Origin of the sequence: Synechococcus sp. W70.1 (assembly GCF_047461515.1) — a bacterium.
Classification (GTDB): Bacteria; Cyanobacteriota; Cyanobacteriia; order Thermostichales; family Thermostichaceae; genus Thermostichus.
In genome coordinates this window covers 1-20,731 of sequence record NZ_JANSHH010000021.1, presented here as the reverse complement: position 1 = coordinate 20,731, position 20,731 = coordinate 1, and the positions used below count along the sequence as shown (strand labels likewise).

Below are 20,731 nucleotides of genomic sequence, written 5' to 3'. Positions count from 1 at the left end.
CGCAAATGATCGCATTTTTAACAGGTCATCTTGTTGCTGTGGAACTGGGAGAGCGCAGCAGCCTCACTCTAGAGGTGCAAGGGATCGGCTATCGCATCCAGGCGCCGGCACGTTTTCTCAAGCAACTGCCCCCCATAGGGGAGCCCGTGCGAGTGTTCACCCATTTGCTCGTGCGGGAGACCGAGCTGGTGTTGTATGGGTTTGGCTCGGCAGCGGAGCGGGATCTGTTTGCGGAACTAATTAAAGTACCAGGGGTGGGGCCAGCCCTAGGGTTGGCATTGCTCAACACCTTTGCCCTACCGGAGCTGGTCCAGGCAGTGGTAACTGAGAATGCCCGCCTCCTCTCCCTGGCTCCAGGGGTAGGACAAAAGACCGCCCAGCGGCTGGCGCTGGAGCTAAAAAGCAAATTGGCCCACTGGCGAAAAGGCCTGGAGAATGCCAATCAGCCTTGGTCGGGGGGGCCGCCTTCCCCTATCCGCGAAGAGGTGGAAATGGCCTTGCTGGCTCTTGGCTACAGCCCCCAGGAAATCCAAGCAGCCCTCCAAGCCCTGCCACCCCAGCCCCGGCAAACAGAGGACTGGCTGCGCGACGCCATCAGCTACCTCAGCCAACAGCCATGAGTTCCTCTGCTCCCAAGCAGCGCCGCGTTGGCATTCTCGGCGGCACCTTTAACCCCGTCCACCACGGCCATTTGATCATGGCCGAGCAGGCCCTCTGGCAGTTCAACCTGGATCAGGTGCTGTGGATGCCGGCAGGGGATCCGCCCCACAAGCCCTTAGCTGGGGGCGCCAGCAAAGAGGATCGCCTGGCCATGGTAAAGCTGGCCATTGCTGACCACGAGCGCTTTGCCTGCTCAGACTTGGAGATCCGCCGTCCCGGCCCTTCTTACACTATCGAGACCCTACGCTGCCTCATCCAGGAACAGCCTAATACCCAGTGGTATTGGATTATCGGCGTGGATGCCCTGCGGGATCTGCCCCAGTGGTACCAGGCAGAGGAGCTGGCCCGCCTCTGTCAGTGGATTGTTGCCCCTCGCCTTGATGCTGGCGACGCTGCCCAGGTGCTGCGGGCGGTGGCTGAGAAGCTACCCATCCAGGCGGAAATCCTGGAAGCCCCTACCCTAACCCTTTCTTCCACCTACCTGCGCCAGCAGATCCAAAAAGGGGGATCCATCCGCTACTTGGTACCCCCCGCCGTGGAGCACTACATTCGCCAACACCGACTCTATCTCGACCCTTGAAGAAAGGAAGAGGAGGGATCCCTCCTCTCCGAATAAACCAATTGGCTACAGCAACGGCTCGCCCAACTTTTTTTCCTGTCGAGGAGAGACTGAGGGTTAAAGGTGCTGTTTTCCTATAGTGGGAGGGGCTTGAGCGAGCAGGCAATCTCCAGTGAAAACTGCAACCCAACCTGCTTAGTAAGCCAGGCCCATGCTGCGGGTGGTTTCGGGGCCCAGATAGACGCGGATGCTTAGGAAATCGGTAGGGCAAGCGGTTTCACAGCGTTTGCAGCCAACACAGTCTTCGGTGCGGGGGGCTGCGGCGATCATGCCGGCTTTGTTGTTCCCCTTCCAGGGCACCATTTCCAACACGTCGGTGGGGCAAGCCCGCACGCACTGAGTACAGCCGATGCAGGTGTCGTAGATCTTGACCGTGTGAGCCATTGGTGTTCTCCAGTCGAGCAGTTCAATTTACCGAAGAGCGCGGCAGCAAAACCACTGCGCAGGTGCCCCCAGTGTACTGTAGTCCTGTCCAGCCACCCCAATCTCCGATGCAAATGTTTACATCCTCCGTCTTCCCAGCGGACTGCTGGTGGGGTTGGGCTAGGATGACCTGAGGAAGGATAGGGCAAGGGATCCTCCCGATGAGGCACTCGCCGCGGGATTGGAAACAGCAAGCCCAAGGCCAGCTGCGCCGTCTTTGGCCCATTTTGGCCGAGATCTACACAGAAAACGTCCCTCGCCTGCGCCGCTGGGATCAGCAGCTCACCAACTGGGTGTACCGCCGCGGCTGGAGGGTGGATCCCTCTCTGCCCAAGGTGGCCATCTACGTGCTGGCGGCGGTGGCGATCCTGGCGATCCCACCTCTCACCTTTGTGGCTTTGGGGGCTTTTCTCACCTTTCTGGGTGTCCAAATTGTTCAAAAGTGGGCAAAGGTGGATCCCGACCGCCAAGTTCAGCGCCGCTACTTGCCCAGGGCTCATGAGGATGAAGATGACTAAGGAACTGGCAGACGGGCAACTAGCCCTCTCCAGGTGATGGGGGCTGCTGGATGCCTAAGCGTTGCTTTGCCTGTCTGATCACCTTCTGGTGGGAGCGGTTTTCTAGCCTCTCTAGGCCGATGGCGCCAGCCAGGATCCCTAACTGCAGGGCCAAGCTGGGCAAGGTGGTCTCTAGATCCCGCCCTGCCAAGGCCTGAAAGAAAAACACCAACGCACCAACTGTGGCCGAGAATCCCACCGCCAGGTAGATAAAGCGCCGCAGGCTGCGGTAGGGAGCGGCCACTTCGGCAAGCAACCTTGCCCGCTCCAGGGTGGGATCCCGACTGGGTGACAGAGGCGGCCTGGCTTTGGGTGAAGGCTTGGGATGCGGTCCTGTCATTCTATACCTCCTCAGGCAACAGCAAGGGGTCCCGGCCAGAAATTGCCGCCAGGCTTTCCTCAGCGGCTCGACAGGCGGCCAGAATGTCCTGCTCTTCTCCGCCCAAGTACACGCGGCCAAAGCTGCCAAAGGGCATTACCTCGAGGATGTTGATCCGGGCCGATTTTTCTGCCTCGTTGGCGGCCAGGGGGGCATAGCCTGCCGGCTGCACCTCCAGGATGTAGAGGGTTTGGCCCGCTAGGAGCATTTGGCCGCGGCGGAAACGGTTGATTAGCTGAGTCTGGTGGGGATCGATGTTGCGGATAATTTGGCTGGAGATGATGCGCGGCCTTAGGCGCTCCTTTTCGCTTACCCCCAAAGCCGCTAGGATGGCTTGCCCAGCCGTGCGGGTATCCCCCTGGTTGCTAGAGTGAACCTCCAAGAGGCCGTAGAGGCGCTCCACCACCTGTAACCCTGGCCTTACCGAGGTGGCTTTGAGGGCAATGTCCATGACGCGGTTGATCTCAATGCCGGGGGAGATTTCGACCCAGAGGGAAGTGTCCCCTGGCAGGGGCAAGAAGCCCTGGGCCACCGTGCCCAAGTAGGCGGCGTACTGGGGCTGGAGCCGATCCAAGAACACGTAGCTGCGTAGATCAATCCCCAAAGGAGTTCCCCCCCTAGTCGCTTGGGCTCTGTAGGATGACAAGCTGGGAGTGGATCCCTATCTTCAGTCTCGCCTGATCTGGCCAGCTTTGGAGAAGGGGGTTGGCGGGACTACAGGTCGCCCTGGGTCACTCCTTTCACCGGGCTCAGGGCTTCCAGAATGAGAGCCGCATCCACTTCCTCCAGAAAGCGCTAGGCCGCCGATTGGCTGTTTCCGACTGATGGTAGCTGCGAGGCGATGGCCTCTGTCAAATCCGCCACAGCTGGAGGTGCAGATGGCGACGCCTTTCCCCCAGCGGCTGGAGCTGCGGAAACTCCTCCAGGATAGGAGCGGTGGCCTGGACATAGGAAGCCTCGACCAGAGCTGGCAGGTGGCTAGCGGCCCAGTCGGCGTGGATTGGCAGCCCAAGGGTAGAGATCCCTTCTGGGCCATAGCGAGCCAAAGGATCCAGCAAAGCCGACTTCGCCAAAGGTCAGGAAGCTGTGTAGCCCAGGTGGGTAGCTAGGATCGGCACTTTGCTAGCCTGCAACAGGAACTCCACCCAGCCGGGGCGGCCACGTAGCGGGTTTGCCGCAGCAGCAACAGCAGCAAGTCCTCTTGAGGATCGGCTGTGGGGTCTCGAGCGGGCTGGATGGTCCCTTTCGAAGGCTGAACCAAAATCGGTCACCTGCTTCCCTCCTACCTAGCCGACCGGCGACAGACCTGAGAAATGGCTAGATCCCCAAGGGCTGAAACTGAGGATCCCGGAGGCGCAGGGGCTGGCCACGATCCCAAGCATCTCAAGGCCGCCGCAGCAGCAGGATTGCCGTCACCATCAACAGCGTTAGCAACAGGCAAAGAATCAGGAACCAACTGAGCAACTGCGTTTGACTGGGGAAGAGCACCGCGCCAAAAAACCCTACGGCCAAAACAACCCCCAAGCTAAGGGTCAAGCCCAAGAGCATGGATCCCTGGAGGGTATTTTCCCGCCGCAGCACCCATTGCTGGCCGTTCCAGAACCAGATCTTGCGGTAGGGATAGGAAACAGCCAACTGCTCAATGTGCAGGCGGTCGGGGGTAATGGCGAAGATATGCTGGCAACGGCTGCACCCGAAGGCCTCAGTTAGGGTGATCAGGCGCAGCTGGCCTTGCTGGTAACACGGGCAGGGGTAGATCTTGGTGGGCTCGATGGGCTGAGCCACCCGCAGGGACGATTTCCGCCGAGGCCACTTGCGGAGAGAAGAAAACGCCACAGCTCTCAGTTGGTGAGAAGTCGGGATCCCTCACATCTTAATCCCTAGCCAGGTTGATTCAAGCTACCCAGAGATGGTGGGCATAGCGCCAAGTGAGGATTTGGTTGAGGGCGAAGAAGATGAAAGCCAAAAGCACATACCCCAGCTTTAGGGTATTGCCAAGATAGGGCCGGATCCGTTCGGGGATGAAGCTAAAATCGGTGTACTTAGCCCAATGCACCAACGCCAATACCTGCACGATGTGAACTGGCAAGCAGTAGCGGCTCATGCTTCGCTGGCCCAGGGGACTCATGCCGGCTACGGCAATGTAGAACATGGCCCAGGCAGCCAGATGAAATCCCAGCCGCTCCCGCCAACACTGGCTTCTACCTGCCATAACTCCTGCCGCATCCATTAAACCTGTAACAAGCAGGGATCCCAGGGTGGCAGACACAAACAGTTGGCTAAGAGCGTCAGCCCACAGCCCAGGGTCTTTCATCGGTGCAGAAAGAGAGAGTAAGCTTTGCCAGCGTTCGGCGGAAAGGACATATGTGCGAGCTTGGAAAATAGCTTGATAATTGGCTTTCACGCCGGTAAAGTAACGCTGCATTTCCAGGTAGAGATCCCAGCGTCCGAAGCGGAGCTGACAGTAGAGAAAAAAGCCCAGGCCACCCAACAGAGCCAAGCTCGCTGCCATACTCGTCCAAAACCAACGGCGGGCTTGGGTTCTCTCCCCCGCTTTCAGGAGATTCAAAAAAGGGAGCAGCGCCACCGGCAAGCCGACAATCCGAGTAGCACTCATCACCAAGCCGTGGATCCCAGCCAGGAGCATCAGCAGGGGACGGCCCCCGTGAATTGACCAGTAGAGAAAACCCAGTAGGCTGGCCATAAACAAAGATTCGCTGTAGCCCACGACCAGGTAAAAGCTGGTGGGATAGAAGAAGATGAGCAAACTGGCCAAAATTTGCCAGAGGGGGGGAATTTGCCACCTGCGGTAAAGCAGGAAAAGGTAAATCCACATCAGCCAGCAAAAGAGCTGAGCAGTTAGGTAAAGCCCCAGTTCAGGGTCAACTCTCAAAAGGCGGCTGATTCCGGCCACCGCCAGGGGATAGCCGGGGAAAAAAGCCACGTTGCTCTGCTCGTAGGCAATCTTGTCAAAGCCCACAAACTGATAGCCCCGCCGCACAATGCTCAGGTACCAGTAGCTATCGCGCTGGCTCAGGGCTGTAAAGGCAGAAGCATAGTCGCTGTGTTTTGTCCAAAGGTATATCATTAACACTTGCAAAACAGTCAGCGCTAGGCCCAGCAAAAAAATCCGAGCAGAAAAGCCAACTAAAAGTCTGCAAATCTGTTGCAACAGGTGGCAAAGGCGCAAACTCATTGGCGCATTCTCCTTCTTGACTACGGAAGTTCAATCAAGCCACCCAGAGATGCTGGACGTAGCGCCAGGTGAGGACTTGATTCAGGGCAAAGAAGACTAAAGCCAAGATCCAGTAGCCCAGCCTCAGGACACTGCCAAGATAGGGACGCACCTGTTGCGGGATGAAGCTGAAATTGGTGTATTTAACCCCATGCAGCCAGGTCAGCACCTGCAGGATGTGGACTGGCAGGCAGTAGCGGATCATACTTCTCTGGGCCACAGCACTCATGCCAGCCACGGAAATGGAGAACATGGCCCAGGCGGCTAGGTGAAACCCCAGTCGCTCTTGCCAGCACCGGCTCTTGCCCACCAGGACACTCAACCCATCCAGCAAGCCTGTAACAACTAGGGATCCCAGCGTGAGGGGAACAAACAGTTGACTGATGGAAATTGCCCATATCCCATCCCCCAAAGCCTCGGAAAGGGAAAACAAGGACTGCCAATAGCGACTAGAAAAGAAGGGGGCATAAGTACGAGGTTGAATAATAGCCAAGTAGCTGAAAGAACTGGGGCCAAAGTAGCGCTGCATTTCGATGTAGAGATCCCAACGACCAAAGCGGAGCTGACAGTAGAGGAAAAAACTCAGCCCGCCCAACAAGGCCAAAACAGCGGCGCCGGCTGTCCAAAACCAACGGCGGGATCCCTCCCCCAGGCGCAGCAGAGGAAGCAACGCCACCGGCAGGCCCACAATGCGAGTGGCACTCATCGCCAAGCCGTGGGCCCCAGCCAAAAGTGCCGCCCGGAGAGAGTTCAAGTCCATTGACCAGTAGAAAAAACCTAGCAGGCTGGCTACGAACAGAGACTCGCTGTAACCTACTACCAAGTAGAAGCTACTAGGATAAACCAAGATTATTAGACTTGCCAAAACCTGCCAAAGAGTGGGGATCTGCCAGCGACGGTAAAACAGGAAAAGGTAAATCCACATCAGCCAGCAAAAGAGCTGGGCAGTAAGATAAAGCCCCAGCTCCGGCTCAACTCCTAACAGGCGGCTCATGATGGCCACCGCCAGAGGATAGCCCGGAAAGAAAGCCACATTGCTCTGCTCGTAGGCGATCTTGTCAAAGCCCACAAACTGATAGCCCCGCCGCACAATCCCCAGATACCAGTGGCTATCCCACTGGGTTAAACCCTTGAAGATAGAAGCATAGTCATCCCCCTTGCTCCAGAGGGAGATCAAGAAGATCTCCAGCCCTGTCAAGGCTAAGCTTGGCAGCAAAACCTGGATAGAGAAAGGGGCAAGACGCTGCCAGCTTTGCCGCAAAAGAGGGCCAAGCGAGAAGCTCATCGTCGGACCTTCGCGGGTGCGGGTGGCACTTTGATCTCTTCTTGGTAATCGCTGTCGGAGTTCACCTGCCAGAGATCGTGGCTGCCGGGGCGGAGAACGTTTTCGGCCGCCAATAGGCCCATCAGCAGGCTGTGATCCTGGTTGTTGTACTTAAACGAGCCATAGCGGCCCACCAGTTGCAAGTTTTCAAACTGGCCGAGGTACCTTCGCAAGATGGCCAAGTCTTCTTTGTAGCTGCCGGTGTAGATAGGATAGGTGCGGGGTAGGCGCACCACAAAGCCGCCAGAGATCTTCTGGCCTTGCAGCAGGCCAATTTGGCGTAGCTCCCTCTCGGCCAAAGCCAGCAATTGCTCCTCAGGAGCTTGCCACAAGGGATCCCCAAAGTTGCACCAATACTCACAGCACAAGGGGGTTTGTTCTCGGTTGGGGAGCATAGCCGGCGACCAATTGGCGAAGTTGGTTACCCGACCGACCTGCACTGTTGGGTCGTTGATATACAGCCAGTTATCGGGGAAAAGCTGGGATCCCTCCACAATCAGATAAACCAAAACGGTGTTGCGAAACTTGAGGTTGCGGGCTGCCTGCAGTACCTCTGGAGGAGGCAACTCCTGTAGGCTCTGCACCAAAACTGTCAGAGGGATCGAGGAGATGACGTGGGAGGGGGAGACCCATGTTTCACTTCCATCCTGAAGATTGCGCAATTGCAGCTTGACAATCCGGGATCCCTCATGCCTAAGGGCAATGACCTCTGTATTTAGCCAAACTTTTTGACCTTCGGCCAGCAAAAACTCCTGCATTTTTTCGTAGAGCTGGCCGGATCCCAGCCGAGGAAACTGAAACTGATCGATTAGAGATTTCACCAAACCTCGATTCCACCCCAATGCTTTTCGTATAGCCTCTCCAAGACTAAGACCTTTGATGCGCTGGGCAGCCCAATCAGCACTGATCTCGGTGCAAGGGATCCCCCAAAGCTTTTCTGTATAGCCTTCAAAGAAAATCTGAAAGAGTCGAGCGCCAAATTTGCCCTTGACCCAATCGGCAAAGTTGCGGGGAGCTGGCCGCGGAATGAGTTGTGCCCAAAGATAGGAAAGGACAATGCGCAGGCTTTCCCACCACCCCACTTTGCGCAGGACTTCCCAAGCTTGAATGGGGTACTGAAAATATTGCTTGCGGTAGTAGATGCGGGTAAGCCGCCGGACAGTTACTTGTTCGGATCCCAAAACCTGGTTCCACAACTCCAGCACCGCTGGGATCTTGGTAAAAAACCGGTGCGGGCCATAGTCGAGAATGAACCCCTGGTAGCGAATGCTTTTGGCCAAGCCCCCGACTCCCTCTTCTCGTTCCACTACCACCACGGGGAAGCCCAGCTGGGTCAAGCGGTAGGCAGCCGCCATGCCCGCCGGCCCTGCCCCCAGGATATAGATGGGATCCCGCATCTGGCCTTGCTCTTGCCTTCAAGCCTTGCCGACATTGTAGTACCTGCAAAACCCTGGGAAAATGGGCAGAGGAGGCTGCGGCTGGAGGCTGGCCTGTGCTGTTGACCAAGGGCTTTGAGGTAGAAATGTACACCGGCACCGCTGCCGGGGAAGTGGTGGGGCTGTCGGAGCGCATCTGCCGGGCCTTGCCGGGGTTCATGCGAGAACCGGATCGGCGCAACGTGGAGTACATCACCCCGCCCCTTCGCCGCTACGAAGATCTGCTCTGTGCCCTTCTTCGGCCCCGCCTGCAACTGCGGCAGTTTTTGCGCCGCCTGGGCCCTTACACCCTCTTGCCGGGGAGCACCCTGGCTTTGGGCGGCAGTGACCACTTTGAGCGCTCGGATCCGGGCAACCCCTACCACGACTACATCGAGCGCACCTATGGCACGCGGGTGGTAACTGCCAGCATCCACATCAATGTTGGCCTGCCGGATAGCGAGGCCATTTTCCTCGCCTGCCGTCTGCTGCGGGCGGAAGCCCCTCTTTACTTGGCCCTGAGCGCTTCTTCCCCTTTCCTAGACGGCCAGGTAACGGGCTATCATTCCAGCCGTTGGCAGGTGTTTCCCAAAACGCCAGCTCAGGTGCCCTTCTTCCGGGATCACGCCCATTACATCGCCTGGATGCAGGAGCAACTGGCCCTGGGCACGATGCAGAATGTACGCCACCTCTGGGCTTCTGTGCGGCCTAATGGTCCAGAGCGGCCCTACCATCTCAACCGGGTGGAGCTGCGCATCTGCGACCTGGTGGCGGACCCAGTGATGGTCCTGGCCATTGCTGCCTTGGTGGAGGCCCGCCTCTGGCAATTGCTATCCCAGCCGGAGGTTCTGGATCCCTTGCAGGGGCCCTTTACCCCTGCGGAGCTGGAGAGCCTTTGCGAGGCTAACGAGCAAGCTGCCGCCCGCGAGTCCTTGCAAGCCCGGCTGATCGATTGGCGCACCGGCCGCGAACGCTCAGCCCAGGAGTGGATTGAAGAGCTGCTGACCGAAGCCTGGCGCATTGGCCAACCCCAGGGCCTGGGCTGCTTCTTGGCTCCCCTTCAAACTCTGCTCCAGCGGGGCAACGAGGCCCAGCGCTGGCTGCAGCAGGTCAGCCAGGGATCCACCCCTGCCCAGGTGTACCAACAGGCCATCCAAGAGCTAGAGGACCAGGATCGAGAAAGACAAAAAACCCTCTGCCAGGTTGTTGGTTAGGTTCTTGCCAACGGCAGCCGTCCCTCGTTTCAGTTTTCTTGGGCGGCATTTCATCCAAAGGTTGTGCCATTCCATCCCCAGAGGTAGCCCTTGGCCTCAGTGAACTCGATGAAAATCCTCTTCTTCGGGATCCCCAAAGCTGCCTCGATGGCGCTGCAAAAAAACTCACTCATGGCCCGGGTTTGCTCGGCGGAAAATTGACCCACGCTCTTGATTTCCACGTAGCAGCAGGGATCCGCACTGCCGCCAAAGGTCATCGGGATCCCTCCTTCAAAGGCGGTCATCACGTAGGCTTCCGGCTTGCCCACCTGTTTGGCCAGAGCGGCAGAGAGCGACTTGAGCAGCTCCTCCACAGCGGCAGGTTCAGGCTGCAGCGGCGTTTGCAACTTAATTAAGGGCATAGGTGCTTCTTTTGGCCGACGAGTAGATCTTGCCATTGCCGGGGATCCAGCTGTGGTAGGTTAGCTGCAGAGTTCCGCCAATCCCCATGGAGCAGAGGAAGCCGGTCAGTTCTAAGCCTCAAGCCGGGGCAGGTCCCCGGGAGGTGCGAACCGAGGCTGCTCCTGCCCCTGTAGGTCCTTACAGCCAGGGCGTTGTCGCTTCCGGGCCTTTCCTGTTTACTGCTGGCCAGTTGGGCTTGGATCCCAAAACCGGCAGGTTGGTGGGAGAAGATGTTGCCTCGCAAACTCGGCAGGCGCTGCTAAACCTAAAGGCGGTGCTGGAAGCGGGGGGAACGTGCCTAGCCAATGTGGTAAAAACCACGGTCTTTTTGGCGGATATGAAAGACTTTGCCGCCATGAACGAGGTTTATCGAGAGTTCTTCGCCACCGAGCCCGCACCAGCCCGCTCCTGTATCCAGGTGGCCTGTCTGCCCCTCAATGCTTTGGTGGAAATCGAGGCGGTGGCCTGCTACCGAGATTGAAGCGTTCAGTTGCGGCTGGGGCGACAGTTTTCGTCGGCTGCAGATCCCGGCAAGTCAGGCACTGGATCGTAGCCCCCTGGGTGCCAAGGATGGCAGCGGCAGAGGCGGCGGATCCCTAGCCAACCCCCTCGGATGGCCCCATAGCGCCGCACCGCTTCCAGCATGTATTGGGAGCAAGTGGGGTAGTAGCGGCAGGCAGGCGGTAGCAGAGGAGAAATGGCCACCTGGTAGCCTCGGATCAGGGCGATGAGGCTACGGGTCAAGAGATCCGATTGTTCCCGCATGAGCAAACCCTTACCTAACGGCGGCGTTAAACCTTAGCTCACAGGCTACCTAGGTTCTACAAAGCCACTAAGGAAGCCGATGCCGACCGCTGGAGCTCCGACAACAGCAGAGCTGGGTATTCTTTGTAAGGCCAGGCAAAAGCGTGGCGAAAAGCCGCCTCCTGGCAACGTTTAAGCTGATCGAAATCGATGATGTCGTGGGTCAGTAGGTTCTCGTACTCAAACGGCAGACGCACATTGTGCAAGCCGGCGTTGTCGGTGCAGATGGCGATATCCACGCCTGCCTCAAAGCAGCGGTCAAAGACCAGTTTAAGGGGCTCCAAGCTGGGCAGCGTACCTGTCTTCAGGTAAGTGGTAGGACAGACCTCCAGGCATTGGCCCCGCCGCGCCAGCTCTGGCAGCAGCTCTGGGTAGTGGAGAGGGATCTGAATGCCATGACCAATCCGCAAGACATAGGGCAACAGCTCTGGATAACAGCCATCCAGCGTCTCATAGAGGTGGGCAGTAGTTTTGAGGCCACGGGCCAGGGCGTACTTGAAGAGCTCAATCCACTCGTCCATCCGCTCGCCGTAGGCCTTATCTCCCCCGGCCAGGTCAATGCCACTGACATACTCCGACTCAGCAGCCGCCTCGACCATGGCGCGGTTGATGTGGCTGGGCAGGCGGGAGTGCAAACACACGATCTGGGTAGTGATGATGGGATATTCTCGCTGCTGGCAGGCCTGCCCCACTATCTCAATGACTTGCCGCATCTGCTTGAGGCGATCGGCCTCGTCCAGCTTAGGATCCGTGCGTAGGTAGGGGGTGTAGCGAATTTCCAGATAGGCCAGGTCTTCAAAGACATAGGCCCCCCGGATCAGGCGGTAGACGAAATAGGGTAAGCTCTCTAGAGTTTGCACCTGCTCCACCAGGGTGTGCAGCTCTAGGTACTCTTCCAGGGTGTTGCGGGGGCGGGTGTAGAACTCCTCAAACTCGGCGTAGTCGGGAAAGCGTTCTGCTAGGGGAGATCCGTGGCGATGCAGGTAGCGCCACAAAATCCTAGGAACAACCGAACCGCCTAGGTGGCGGTGCAACTCCGCATGCAGTGCCATACCTTAAAGCTTCGCCTGGAGCCACCCCTGGAGCAGACTTGGCTTGGTTGTTAAGTACTGTTTCTGCCTATTGTTATCCAACAGCAGTGGCCTTGTCCAGGCGCAGTTGTGCAGGGTTGGCCAACCAGGGATCAGGCAGTGAGGCTTGGGAGGGGCACCGGTTGGAGCATCCCCGGCGACGAAGAGCGAAGGAGCCTTGAGTAAGATAGTCCTGGAGGTTTACTGAGCAGAGATACTGATGAAGGGCTGTTGGCTGTAGCCGACAGCAATCTTCCTGGAAGGGTGTGGCACGAACTTAGCGTAACGAGGTTATCTTCATGGCGCTGCCCAGCTTGCACGAGTTTCCCTGGCTGACCACAGTCATTGTCTATCCGGTGGTGGCCGCCCTCTTCATTCCGGTGATCCCGGCGCCGGCGGGGGATCCCACCACCCGGGCCTATGCCCAAAAGTTGGCGGAGCGGATCCGCTGGTTTGCCCTGTTTGTTGCGGTTACTGACCTGCTCATCCTGCTGGCTGGATTCTATGTGGGCTACGACCCCAGTCAGACGGGCTTGCAACTGCTGGAGCGCTACACCTGGGTGCCCCAGGTGGGCTTGAGTTGGTCAGTTGGGGCCGATGGCCTTTCCATGCCGCTGATCCTGCTCACGGCCTTTGTAACCACCCTCGCCATCTTGGCCGCTTGGCCGGTTACCCTTAAGCCGCGCTTGTTTTACTTTCTCATGTTGGCTATGTACGGCGGCCAGATTGGGGTGTTCGCCGTGCAGGACATGCTGCTGTTTTTCCTGATGTGGGAGCTGGAGCTGATCCCGGTGTATTTGCTCCTCTCCATCTGGGGGGGACCTAACCGCCTCTATGCGGCTACCAAGTTCATTCTCTACACCGCCCTCAGCTCCTTGTTTATCCTGGTGGCGGGCTTGGCTATGGCCTTCTACGGGGATCCCGTCAGCTTTGACATGACGGATTTGGCTAGCAAAAGCTATCCACTGAACTTCCAGTTGCTGCTCTACGGAGCTTTCCTCATTGCCTATGGGGTGAAGTTGCCCATTTTCCCCTTGCACACCTGGCTGCCCGATGCCCACGGCGAAGCCACGGCACCCGTTCACATGTTGCTGGCCGGGATCCTGCTCAAGATGGGGGGCTATGCCCTGATGCGCATGAACGCGGGCATGCTGCCGGATGCCCACCTTTACTTTGCACCCGTCTTGATCGTGCTGGGGGTGGTGAACATCATCTTTGCTGCCCTCACTTCCTTTGCCCAGCGCAACTTGAAGCGGAAGATCGCTTACTCCTCCATCAGCCACATGGGCTTCGTCCTCATCGGCATCGGATCCCTAACGGAGATCGGCATGAGTGGCGCCATGCTGCAGATGATCTCCCACGGGCTCATTGGGGCCAGCCTCTTCTTCTTGGTGGGGGCCACCTACGACCGCACTCATACCCTGGAGCTGGAAGAAATGGGCGGCGTTGGCTTAAAGATGCCCAAGATTTTCTCGATGTTCACCGCCTGCTCGTTGGCCTCTCTGGCGCTGCCCGGCATGAGCGGCTTTGTGGCTGAGCTGATGGTCTTTGTCGGCATGGCCACCAGCGATGCCTACTCCCTTCCCTTCCGGCTGGTGGTGGTTTTCCTAGCCGCCGTTGGAGTGATCCTGACTCCCATCTACCTGCTGTCGATGCTGCGCCAGATCTTCTTTGGCCCGGAAAACAAAGAGCTCACCGAACACGAAGAATTGGTGGATGCCGAGCCGCGGGAGGTGTTCATCATCGCCTGTCTGCTCATCCCTGTCATCGGCATTGGGCTTTACCCCAAGCTGGTAACTAGCCTCTACGACCAGTCCACGAATGCCTTGGTGGCCCTGCTGCGGCAGGAACTGCCCCAGGCCAGTGGGACAGTTGCCCAAGCTCCTGCTCTCTCCAACAGCCGTTGAAGGAGGTAGCTGCCTTTTGCCGGCTTAAACCCGCAGCCAGCCAAACAATGTCTCGATGCTCAGTTGGATCCCTTGGGCAAAGGCGGGAACGGGGATAACCTCTTGGGGATCCTCATGCACTGTCGGCTGTTGCCCGGCAGGGTAGACAAAAACAACCCTTTCTTCGGGAGCTACGATCCACCCCATTTGGCAGCCGTGGGCCAAGCCGATCAAGATTTTTTTGACCAGCTTCACTTGGTTTTGATCGGGAGAGAGGATCTCGATCACCCAATCAGGGCAGAAAGGTATGAGGTTTTGAATAGTGCCGTCTTCATCCACAGGAATCCGCTCCCAGACGATCACAGAAATGTCGGGCACAATTGCATATCCGGCGAAGGTGCAGCGTAGCTCTGGAAAGGCCATCCCTAGTTGAGGAGGCTCCAACAGCTCGTTGATGAAGCTGCCCAGTTTTAGTTGGAGACGTCTATGTTTTGCTTGTGGTATCGGTTTTTGGGTAATTTCTCCTTCCATGAACTCGCTAGGAGGCTCAGTTTCCGGCTGGTGTAGAAACTCCTCCAGAGTTAAAGACTTGGCAGGTAGACTGACCATGCTTTTTTCCTCGCAAGTTGCCTTTGGAATCTGACAGTCAGAGCTACAGATCTAAGTCTGGGTAGTGCTGCTGCTGGCGGTCATAGGGGCTTTTGCCAGCAAACAGCCCCATCAAGGGCCCCAAGATGAGACCAAACACAAAACCTCCGGCATGGGCCCAGTAGGCGATCCCTCCCCCCTCCATGCCAATATTGATAGGAGTCTGCAGGCTAGCAATGCCATAAAATGCCTGTTGCACAAACCAAAAGCCCAAAAACACCCAGGCAGGAACATAGACGGTTGTGGTAAAAAGGCCCAGGGGCACCAAAGTCAGGATCTCAGCCTGGGGAAACCGCAGGATGTAGGCTCCCAACACCCCCGCAATAGCCCCACTTGCCCCCAGCGAAGGGATGGCGGACTCCATATCGAAAAACCACTGAGTTAGGGCGGCCAAGGCTCCACAAGTTAGGTAAAAAATGAGGTAGCGCACATGGCCCAGGCGATCCTCGACGTTGTTGCCGAAGACCCACAAAAAGAGCATGTTGCCGCCAAGATGCAAAAAGCCCCCATGCAAAAATTGGGAGGTGAATAGAGTTACCCATTCGGGGCGCAGCGAAGAGGTGATCTCGCCTCGGAAGCTGGCCGTTAGTTCCGCTGGCACCACTGCCCACTCTCGGAAAAAGGCCACCAGTTCTTGCGGGGATAGGGTAAGCTCATACACAAAAACCAGGATGTTGATGAGGACCAGGGCATAGGTAACATAGGCCGGGCGGGTAGTGGGGTTGCGATCTTGGAGGGGTACCACGGTTAGAATCCGGTTGACATCGCCCTCTAGCCTAGCTCGATATGTCTTCCCCGACCCAGCTTGAGGCTACACTAGGGTAGCTTGCTGGTAGGATCCCTAGACTGCAGGGGGGTGCTTGCTGTCCCTCACAGCTGACAGTGGATTTGAGGAGAGGATTGATGTCTGAGGTTGAGAGCCGAACTGCCCCGCTTAAGTTTTTGGTGGTCGAGGATCATCCCGAGGTCGCCCAAAACAATTGCGAGTGGCTACAGCGGATTGCAGCCGATGCCCAGTGCATTGCTGTTTCCAATCCGATGGACGCCATCCGGCGGTTGCAGCGGGAGCAGCCAGACTTGGTGGTGGCCGACCTGCTCTACGGTCAAACCACTGGCGAGCAGTCTGCCGAGCCGGGCCTAGAGTTGTTGCGCCATATTTTTGAGAACTACCCCACCCTGAACGTGATGGTTTATTCCAGCGAGCCCCTGCTGCTAACTCCCCTGGTGGGCCTAATCAGCAAGCACCAGGGCGGATTTGCCGCCGTCAACAAAATGGAGCGGCGCAGCGTCTTCCTGGAAGGGGCCAAAAGTGCTCTCAACGGGGAATTGCGCATGCCGCGAGAGTTGCGCGGCCTAACGAAGTTGACGGAGCGGGAAATTGAAGTCTTAAACTTACTCTGCAAGGAGGCCCTTACTGACCAGGCCATTGCTGACCGCATCCACACGAGCAAAAAGACCGTACAAAACTGTATTCAAAGACTCAAAGAAAAGCTTGATATCTTTGGGTCGGAAGATGAGATCAATGCTCGCGTTGCCATGTGCATGGCAGCAGTTCAGAGAAAGCTTATCCAGTGGTAGTTGTTTAGCCTCGAGTGAGGGTAGACAAAGAAGGCAGAATGTCTTCTCGAAAGGGGACCTCGTTCTGATTGACTCTCTCCAGCTCGGCCAACACGAGGGGATTGACGCGGTTTAAATAGGGCACCAAAACCTGCCCTAGCCGTGGACGATAGAAGCGGTGGTAGCTATACACTGGCGTGGCTGGGAATCCCCGTCGGATTTTATGGGATCCCCCGGCTCCGGGATCGAAGTTGCGGATTCCCTCCCGGATGGCCAGGGCAATGGGCTCGTAGTAGCACACGTTAAAGTGCAAGAACTTCACCTCTTCCCGGCAGCCCCAGTAGCGCCCAAAGAGGCGATCCCCTTTGCGGACACAAAAAGACATTCCTATCACTTCTGAATCTCGCTCTCCGGCTACTAGCACCAGTCGCTGCCGGTAGTTGGGATAGAGGGATTCAAAAAAGCGGCGGTTGAGGTATTTGCTCCAGTTCCAAAACTGAGCGCAGGTGTTGCTGTAGAAGTCGTACATGAGAGAAAGTAGACGCGGCGTGATTTCCTCACCGGTGTAGACCTTGAGTTCTATGCCGCTTTTTTCCATGGCGGCCCGCTCTCGCTTGATATTGCGCCGCTGGTTGGCGTTGAACTGGCTCAAAAAGTCTTCGTAAGAGCGGTAGCCAGGATTGTGCCACTGGTAGTTGTGGGTAATTCGGGGGGTGAATCCGTCGGCTTCTAGCTGGGATCGCCACTCCAAATCCACATAGAGCAGGCTGAACACGGAAATATCGTTCTCTTGGCAGAAGCGATCGATGGCGGCCAACATCAAGGGCCACACCTCTGCCTCTGAGTAGTCGGGGTGGACAAGAGGGCGATAGCCGGTGGCCGGCGTAAAGGGAGCCATGCCAATCAGCTTAGGGTAGTAGCGTTCTCCCAGTCGGGCGGCCACAGCAGCCCACTCCTGGTCGAAGACAAATTCTCCCTGGCTGTGGCTTTTCAAATACAAGGGAGCCGCCGCAATCAGCTGTCCCCCCGCCTCCACAAGCAGGTGACAAGGCAGCCAACCCGTGTTGCGGCCGGCACAGCCGGAAGCCTCTAAGCTGTATAGCCACTCGTATTCCAAAAAGGGAGAGGTGCGCTCCGTTTGCAGAGCGTGCCAACTAGAGGCAGGGATCTGGCGGATATCGTGACACCAGCGCACTTGCAAGCCCGTTGACATTGACCTGCTCTGCTTTTTGGGCAACTTCAAGAACTCTTGGAAAAGAGATCCTTGAGGGCAGTGCGGGCAGCCAAGTGCTTGCAGGCGGACTCGAGGATCTCGGCTTCCCGCCGCAGCCGAGCTTCAGTGCTGACCATTTCCAATAGCGCCTGCTGATCGCGAGGGGCTCCATGGAAGTGGCTAGCAACCCAGTAGGATAGCTCTACAGGGTCGGTGGGCAACGAGTCTGGCAGCGCCGCCTCCCGTTCCATCAGCTTGCTGGAGAGGCGCACCACCTCTTGGAGCAGAGTAGAAACCTGAGCGACCAAGTCTTGAAGATCGCCCTGGGGGGGCTCGTCCTCAATCCACTCCACCAGCCCAATCCGGAAAGGCTTTTCCCGCACGTAGTCCAGGACGCGGAAGCGCTGCCGTCCCACGGTCATAATATCCATGCGGTCGTCCGGCAGCCTTTGCACCTGCACCACCTCTGCACAGCAGCCCACTTGGACAGGGGATCCCTTTTGGGGATCGAACATCAGCACCCCAAAGCGCCGGTCCGTCTCCAGGATGGTGTTGAGCATCATGCGATAGCGGTACTCAAAAATGTGCAGCGGCAGGGGACGGCCTGGAAACAACACCACCTCTGGCAAGGGAAATAGGGGCAGCTCGCAAACATCCACAGAAGAGGAAGGCATAAGGCTTTTGTATTTTGCGCTCCTGAGTCTAGTTTAGCGATCCCGAAAAAGCCCTAGGCAAAGCGGTGGTGCCAGAGGGTGATGGCAAGGGCTAGGGCATCGGCAGCGTCGTCGGGACGGGGTAAGCAGGGCAGGTTGAGCTCGCGGGCCACGGCAGCCTGCACGGCCTGTTTGTCGGCGCGTCCGTAGCCCGTTAGGCTTTGCTTTACCTGGGCGGGGGTAAATTCCACCGGCACTAGCTGATGCTGGGCCAAGACGAGCAAAATCACCCCCCGCGCCTGGGCAATGGGGATGGTGTTGCTCATCTTGTAGAAAAAGAGCTTTTCCAGGGCCACCTGGTGAGGCTGCAGCTGCCGCAGGAGCTCCCTCAAATCCTCGTAGAGAATCTGCAGCCGTTCGTGGATGGGCTGCTCCCCGGGCGTGCTGATGATGCCGTAGTCCAGAGACTGGAGACCATCGGATCTGGCCAGAATGCAGCCAAAGCCCACCGTCCCCAAGCCGGGGTCGAGGCCGAGGATGCGCTGCTCGGGAAGGTTGTCAGGCCAGGGAGTCCTTTGCGGGGGAAGAGGTTGCGGCGGCATGGTTGCTGCGCAAGTAGATTAGCCCCGAAATCAGGGTAAGGGCCACCGCCACCCAAAAACAGGGGATCCCACCCGGCCAATTGAGGATGAGCAGGGCAATGGCCAGGATTTGAATCACCGTCTTGGCTTTGCCCCAGAAATTGGCGCTGTGAACCTGACTTTGGTTGGCCCGCCAGCCAGCGATGGCTAGCTCTCGCCCCACCAACAGGAAAGCCCCCCAGGCCGGGATCCGCCCCAGCTCCACCAGGCCCAGCAGCGGCGCCAGCACCAGCAGCTTATCCACCAAGGGATCCAAGACCTTGCCGAGGTCGGTGACCAGCCCATAGCGGCGGGCCAGGTGGCCATCCAGCCAATCGGTTGCCGCTGCCCCTAGAAACGCCCAGAGGGCCAGTCTTTCCCCCTCCGGGGATCTTAGACTCAGTCCCCCCAGGATGAAGGGGATCCCTACTAGGCGCAGCAGGGTAAAAGCCGTGGGCAGGTTTAGCCACGCCGGTTTGCCAAGGGGAGCTGGGGGGGTCTGGCTCATTGTTTTCCTCTTTAGCTAGCGATAGCGGCCCAAGCGCTCAGTGAGCAGGCGGTAGAACCCTTCTGCATCCACCCCAAAGGCCACCTGCACGTTGGCCGGGCGGCCGCTGAGGCCCCAGCGATCCACCACCGTCCGGCCCAGGTTGAGCGGGCTGACGGTATCCACCTCTACATAGCAGGGTTTGAGCTCAAACAACTGCGGCTGCAGGAGGTAAGCAATGACACAGGGATCGTGCAAGGGCCCTCCCGGTAGGCCGTAGCGCCGGACATCAAACTTGCCGTAGAAGGTAAGCATGTCGGCCACCGTTTGCCCAACGCGAGTGCCCAGAGCGCGGATGCGCTCGATCCGCTCTGGGGTGCTGAGGACTTGTCCGGTAACATTTAGGCCGAGCATGACGACTTCGGGGATCCCGGCACTGAGGACAATCTGGGCGGCGTGGGGATCAGTGAGGATGTTGAACTCGGCAGCCGGCGTGACATTGCCCTCAAAAGCGGATCCTCCCATAAACACCAGCCGCCCGATGCGCTCCACAATCTGGGGCTGCTGCACTAGGGCCACCGCCAGGTTGGTCATCGGGCCCAACAACGCCAAGGTTACGGGCTGCTGCGCCCCCCTAAGGGTCTCAATGAGAAACTGCACCGCGTGCTGGGATCCCAGCGGCATCTGCGGCTCCGGCAAATTGGCCCCGTCGATCCCGCTTTTGCCGTGCACCTCCTCCGCGGTTTCCAAGGGGCGCAACAGCGGGCGGGGACAGCCGGCATAAACTCCCACCTGCGGGCGGCCGGCCAACTCGCAGATCTGCCGGGCGTTGCGGCTAGTCTTCTCCAAAGAGACGTTGCCGGCTACCGTGGTAATGCCCAGCACCTCTAGCTCAGGCGAGGCCAGCGCCAGCAGCAGGGCTACAGCGTCGTCTTGGCCAGGGTCACAGTCGATAATCAAAGGCAGCATGGGGCACCCCCAGTGTAGGCTTCTTGAGCGCGAGGCAGATTCCAGGCCGTTTAGGAAGATTTAAGATTAGAGACAGTTCTTATCGTTATATCCTGTTGGAGACCAGCGCCCATCCGCTGCACGTTTGCTTTTTGCTCGCCTGGGAGCCGGCTGGAGGAAAGCAGCTGGCGCTAGAGGTTTTGCTGCCGCCAGACCGTTTTGTAACTGAGGTTTTCCAGGATCCCCAGACTCTCCTGGAAGCCCTGCAACAGGAAGAAAGCCATCCAGACTGCCTGGTGCTCTTGGTAGCCCTGGAGCAGCTACCCACGCTGGAGGCGCTAGGCCAACAGCTCTGCAAGCAGGGGCTGCTGTTGCCAGCCGTGGTGGCTATGGTTGCAGAGGCGGCAGAGCTCCAACCAGAAAAGGCTGCCAGCCTCTCCGCCGCGCCTCCCCTTTCTCCAGAGGCCAGAGCTTTGCTGAAGCGAGAGCAATTTTTCTACCACAACGCTACCCTGGTTCGTCTTGTTGGGGGGGGGGGGGGGGGGGGGGGGGGGGGGGGGGGGGGGGGGGGGGGGGGG

General features: G+C 58.1%; 25 protein-coding genes and 1 pseudogene. 8 read left to right on the top strand and 18 right to left on the bottom strand.

Features of this window, described 5'->3' with window-relative positions:
* The first annotated feature begins 5 nt into the window (after nucleotides 1-5).
* Both ruvA and nadD read left to right on the top strand, forming a co-directional pair.
* Nucleotides 6-620, top strand: a complete 615-nt coding sequence (gene ruvA / locus NW808_RS04245) for a Holliday junction branch migration protein RuvA (protein WP_414395049.1) — start codon at nucleotides 6-8, stop codon at nucleotides 618-620.
* The gene (gene nadD / locus NW808_RS04240; RefSeq protein WP_414411088.1) at nucleotides 617-1,240 is read left to right on the top strand and encodes a nicotinate-nucleotide adenylyltransferase; all 624 of its coding nucleotides are present in this window, start codon (nucleotides 617-619) and stop codon (nucleotides 1,238-1,240) included. The genes ruvA and nadD overlap by 4 nt, the downstream gene beginning before the upstream one ends.
* Before the next feature lie 174 nt (nucleotides 1,241-1,414).
* On the opposite strand, the gene psaC is transcribed toward nadD, so the two are convergent.
* Entirely contained in the window at nucleotides 1,415-1,663 is a 249-nt protein-coding gene (gene psaC / locus NW808_RS04235) for a photosystem I iron-sulfur center protein PsaC (protein ID WP_011429399.1), read from the bottom strand.
* A 200-nt stretch (nucleotides 1,664-1,863) separates the two neighbouring features.
* Between psaC and NW808_RS04230 the strand changes: the two genes are divergently transcribed.
* Nucleotides 1,864-2,220, top strand: coding sequence for a hypothetical protein (locus NW808_RS04230; protein ID WP_414420398.1), 357 nt, complete (start codon nucleotides 1,864-1,866; stop codon nucleotides 2,218-2,220).
* Nucleotides 2,221-2,239: 19 nt separating this feature from the next.
* Here the strand turns inward: NW808_RS04230 and NW808_RS04225 are convergent, their stop codons facing one another.
* The 7 genes from NW808_RS04225 to NW808_RS04195 all read right to left on the bottom strand — a co-directional run bounded on the left by NW808_RS04225 (nucleotide 2,240) and on the right by NW808_RS04195 (nucleotide 8,594).
* Complete coding sequence (locus tag NW808_RS04225) at nucleotides 2,240-2,599, bottom strand: DUF3493 domain-containing protein (RefSeq protein ID WP_414420397.1); 360 nt, start codon at nucleotides 2,597-2,599, stop codon at nucleotides 2,240-2,242.
* A 1-nt stretch (nucleotide 2,600) separates the two neighbouring features.
* Nucleotides 2,601-3,242, bottom strand: coding sequence for a hypothetical protein (locus NW808_RS04220; protein WP_414395057.1), 642 nt, complete (start codon nucleotides 3,240-3,242; stop codon nucleotides 2,601-2,603).
* Nucleotides 3,243-3,489: 247 nt separating this feature from the next.
* A complete protein-coding gene (locus NW808_RS04215; RefSeq protein ID WP_414420396.1) occupies nucleotides 3,490-3,711 on the bottom strand; it encodes a hypothetical protein in 222 nt (73 codons plus the stop codon).
* Between the two features lie 310 nt (nucleotides 3,712-4,021).
* Nucleotides 4,022-4,474, bottom strand: a complete 453-nt coding sequence (locus NW808_RS04210) for a hypothetical protein (RefSeq protein ID WP_414411084.1) — start codon at nucleotides 4,472-4,474, stop codon at nucleotides 4,022-4,024.
* A gap of 58 nt (nucleotides 4,475-4,532) precedes the next feature.
* Nucleotides 4,533-5,726: a hypothetical protein gene (locus NW808_RS04205; RefSeq protein WP_414420395.1), complete on the bottom strand. Its 1,194-nt coding sequence runs from the start codon at nucleotides 5,724-5,726 to the stop codon at nucleotides 4,533-4,535.
* A gap of 142 nt (nucleotides 5,727-5,868) precedes the next feature.
* Nucleotides 5,869-7,158 carry a hypothetical protein gene (locus NW808_RS04200; RefSeq protein ID WP_414420394.1) on the bottom strand — a complete coding sequence of 430 codons (1,290 nt, stop codon included), beginning with the start codon at nucleotides 7,156-7,158 and terminating at the stop codon, nucleotides 5,869-5,871.
* On the bottom strand, nucleotides 7,155-8,594 hold the full coding sequence (locus NW808_RS04195; protein WP_414410940.1) for an NAD(P)/FAD-dependent oxidoreductase: 1,440 nt from the start codon (nucleotides 8,592-8,594) through the stop codon (nucleotides 7,155-7,157). Before NW808_RS04195 ends, NW808_RS04200 begins: the two co-directional genes overlap by 4 nt.
* 95 nt (nucleotides 8,595-8,689) lie before the next feature.
* Here NW808_RS04195 and gshA point away from each other — a divergent pair, with 95 nt between their 5' ends.
* Nucleotides 8,690-9,826: a glutamate--cysteine ligase gene (gshA, locus tag NW808_RS04190; protein ID WP_414420393.1), complete on the top strand. Its 1,137-nt coding sequence runs from the start codon at nucleotides 8,690-8,692 to the stop codon at nucleotides 9,824-9,826.
* Between the two features lie 50 nt (nucleotides 9,827-9,876).
* Here gshA and NW808_RS04185 read toward each other — a convergent pair whose 3' ends face one another.
* Complete coding sequence (locus NW808_RS04185) at nucleotides 9,877-10,227, bottom strand: phenylpyruvate tautomerase MIF-related protein (RefSeq protein ID WP_414395155.1); 351 nt, start codon at nucleotides 10,225-10,227, stop codon at nucleotides 9,877-9,879.
* 86 nt (nucleotides 10,228-10,313) lie between these two features.
* Here NW808_RS04185 and NW808_RS04180 point away from each other — a divergent pair, with 86 nt between their 5' ends.
* Entirely contained in the window at nucleotides 10,314-10,748 is a 435-nt protein-coding gene (locus tag NW808_RS04180; protein WP_414420392.1) for a RidA family protein, read from the top strand.
* A gap of 5 nt (nucleotides 10,749-10,753) precedes the next feature.
* Here NW808_RS04180 and yidD read toward each other — a convergent pair whose 3' ends face one another.
* Nucleotides 10,754-11,032, bottom strand: coding sequence for a membrane protein insertion efficiency factor YidD (yidD, locus tag NW808_RS04175; RefSeq protein WP_414404731.1), 279 nt, complete (start codon nucleotides 11,030-11,032; stop codon nucleotides 10,754-10,756).
* Between the two features lie 56 nt (nucleotides 11,033-11,088).
* On the bottom strand, nucleotides 11,089-12,123 hold the full coding sequence (locus NW808_RS04170) for an adenosine deaminase (protein WP_414395074.1): 1,035 nt from the start codon (nucleotides 12,121-12,123) through the stop codon (nucleotides 11,089-11,091).
* Nucleotides 12,124-12,455: 332 nt separating this feature from the next.
* On the opposite strand from NW808_RS04170, the gene NW808_RS04165 reads away from it, so the two are divergent.
* Entirely contained in the window at nucleotides 12,456-14,048 is a 1,593-nt protein-coding gene (locus tag NW808_RS04165; RefSeq protein WP_414395156.1) for an NAD(P)H-quinone oxidoreductase subunit 4, read from the top strand.
* A gap of 24 nt (nucleotides 14,049-14,072) precedes the next feature.
* On the opposite strand, the gene NW808_RS04160 is transcribed toward NW808_RS04165, so the two are convergent.
* Complete coding sequence (locus NW808_RS04160) at nucleotides 14,073-14,636, bottom strand: Uma2 family endonuclease (RefSeq protein WP_414420391.1); 564 nt, start codon at nucleotides 14,634-14,636, stop codon at nucleotides 14,073-14,075.
* 43 nt (nucleotides 14,637-14,679) lie between these two features.
* Entirely contained in the window at nucleotides 14,680-15,420 is a 741-nt protein-coding gene (locus NW808_RS04155; RefSeq protein WP_414404733.1) for a rhomboid family intramembrane serine protease, read from the bottom strand.
* A 158-nt stretch (nucleotides 15,421-15,578) separates the two neighbouring features.
* Between NW808_RS04155 and NW808_RS04150 the strand changes: the two genes are divergently transcribed.
* Nucleotides 15,579-16,253 carry a response regulator transcription factor gene (locus tag NW808_RS04150; protein WP_414404734.1) on the top strand — a complete coding sequence of 225 codons (675 nt, stop codon included), beginning with the start codon at nucleotides 15,579-15,581 and terminating at the stop codon, nucleotides 16,251-16,253.
* Nucleotides 16,254-16,257: 4 nt separating this feature from the next.
* On the opposite strand, the gene NW808_RS04145 is transcribed toward NW808_RS04150, so the two are convergent.
* The 5 genes from NW808_RS04145 to NW808_RS04125 are packed head-to-tail and all read right to left on the bottom strand — an operon-like array spanning nucleotide 16,258 to nucleotide 20,174.
* A complete protein-coding gene (locus NW808_RS04145; RefSeq protein ID WP_414420390.1) occupies nucleotides 16,258-17,445 on the bottom strand; it encodes a GNAT family N-acetyltransferase in 1,188 nt (395 codons plus the stop codon).
* A 26-nt stretch (nucleotides 17,446-17,471) separates the two neighbouring features.
* Nucleotides 17,472-18,119, bottom strand: coding sequence for an LON peptidase substrate-binding domain-containing protein (locus NW808_RS04140; protein WP_414395084.1), 648 nt, complete (start codon nucleotides 18,117-18,119; stop codon nucleotides 17,472-17,474).
* Between the two features lie 53 nt (nucleotides 18,120-18,172).
* A complete protein-coding gene (gene ruvC / locus NW808_RS04135; protein ID WP_414410932.1) occupies nucleotides 18,173-18,700 on the bottom strand; it encodes a crossover junction endodeoxyribonuclease RuvC in 528 nt (175 codons plus the stop codon).
* Nucleotides 18,657-19,226 (bottom strand): CDP-diacylglycerol--glycerol-3-phosphate 3-phosphatidyltransferase, encoded by a 570-nt coding sequence (gene pgsA, locus NW808_RS04130; RefSeq protein ID WP_414404737.1) that lies wholly within the window; start codon nucleotides 19,224-19,226, stop codon nucleotides 18,657-18,659. The genes ruvC and pgsA overlap by 44 nt, the downstream gene beginning before the upstream one ends.
* A gap of 15 nt (nucleotides 19,227-19,241) precedes the next feature.
* A complete protein-coding gene (locus NW808_RS04125) occupies nucleotides 19,242-20,174 on the bottom strand; it encodes a nucleoside hydrolase (protein WP_414412210.1) in 933 nt (310 codons plus the stop codon).
* 95 nt (nucleotides 20,175-20,269) lie between these two features.
* On the opposite strand from NW808_RS04125, the pseudogene NW808_RS04120 reads away from it, so the two are divergent.
* Nucleotides 20,270-20,731: pseudogene (locus tag NW808_RS04120) on the top strand (hypothetical protein); the annotation flags it as partial.

Coding starts and splice junctions, on each gene's coding strand:
- ruvA (WP_414395049.1), top strand. CDS start 6: ATGATCGCATTTTTAACAGGTCATCTTGTTGCTGTGGAACTGGGAGAG.
- nadD (WP_414411088.1), top strand. CDS start 617: ATGAGTTCCTCTGCTCCCAAGCAGCGCCGCGTTGGCATTCTCGGCGGC.
- psaC (WP_011429399.1), bottom strand. CDS start 1,663: ATGGCTCACACGGTCAAGATCTACGACACCTGCATCGGCTGTACTCAG.
- NW808_RS04230 (WP_414420398.1), top strand. CDS start 1,864: ATGAGGCACTCGCCGCGGGATTGGAAACAGCAAGCCCAAGGCCAGCTG.
- NW808_RS04225 (WP_414420397.1), bottom strand. CDS start 2,599: ATGACAGGACCGCATCCCAAGCCTTCACCCAAAGCCAGGCCGCCTCTG.
- NW808_RS04205 (WP_414420395.1), bottom strand. CDS start 5,726: ATGATATACCTTTGGACAAAACACAGCGACTATGCTTCTGCCTTTACA.
- NW808_RS04200 (WP_414420394.1), bottom strand. CDS start 7,158: ATGAGCTTCTCGCTTGGCCCTCTTTTGCGGCAAAGCTGGCAGCGTCTT.
- NW808_RS04195 (WP_414410940.1), bottom strand. CDS start 8,594: ATGCGGGATCCCATCTATATCCTGGGGGCAGGGCCGGCGGGCATGGCG.
- NW808_RS04185 (WP_414395155.1), bottom strand. CDS start 10,227: ATGCCCTTAATTAAGTTGCAAACGCCGCTGCAGCCTGAACCTGCCGCT.
- NW808_RS04180 (WP_414420392.1), top strand. CDS start 10,314: ATGGAGCAGAGGAAGCCGGTCAGTTCTAAGCCTCAAGCCGGGGCAGGT.
- yidD (WP_414404731.1), bottom strand. CDS start 11,032: ATGCGGGAACAATCGGATCTCTTGACCCGTAGCCTCATCGCCCTGATC.
- NW808_RS04170 (WP_414395074.1), bottom strand. CDS start 12,123: ATGGCACTGCATGCGGAGTTGCACCGCCACCTAGGCGGTTCGGTTGTT.
- NW808_RS04160 (WP_414420391.1), bottom strand. CDS start 14,636: ATGGTCAGTCTACCTGCCAAGTCTTTAACTCTGGAGGAGTTTCTACAC.
- NW808_RS04150 (WP_414404734.1), top strand. CDS start 15,579: ATGTCTGAGGTTGAGAGCCGAACTGCCCCGCTTAAGTTTTTGGTGGTC.
- NW808_RS04145 (WP_414420390.1), bottom strand. CDS start 17,445: ATGTCAACGGGCTTGCAAGTGCGCTGGTGTCACGATATCCGCCAGATC.
- NW808_RS04140 (WP_414395084.1), bottom strand. CDS start 18,119: ATGCCTTCCTCTTCTGTGGATGTTTGCGAGCTGCCCCTATTTCCCTTG.
- ruvC (WP_414410932.1), bottom strand. CDS start 18,700: ATGCCGCCGCAACCTCTTCCCCCGCAAAGGACTCCCTGGCCTGACAAC.
- pgsA (WP_414404737.1), bottom strand. CDS start 19,226: ATGAGCCAGACCCCCCCAGCTCCCCTTGGCAAACCGGCGTGGCTAAAC.
- NW808_RS04125 (WP_414412210.1), bottom strand. CDS start 20,174: ATGCTGCCTTTGATTATCGACTGTGACCCTGGCCAAGACGACGCTGTA.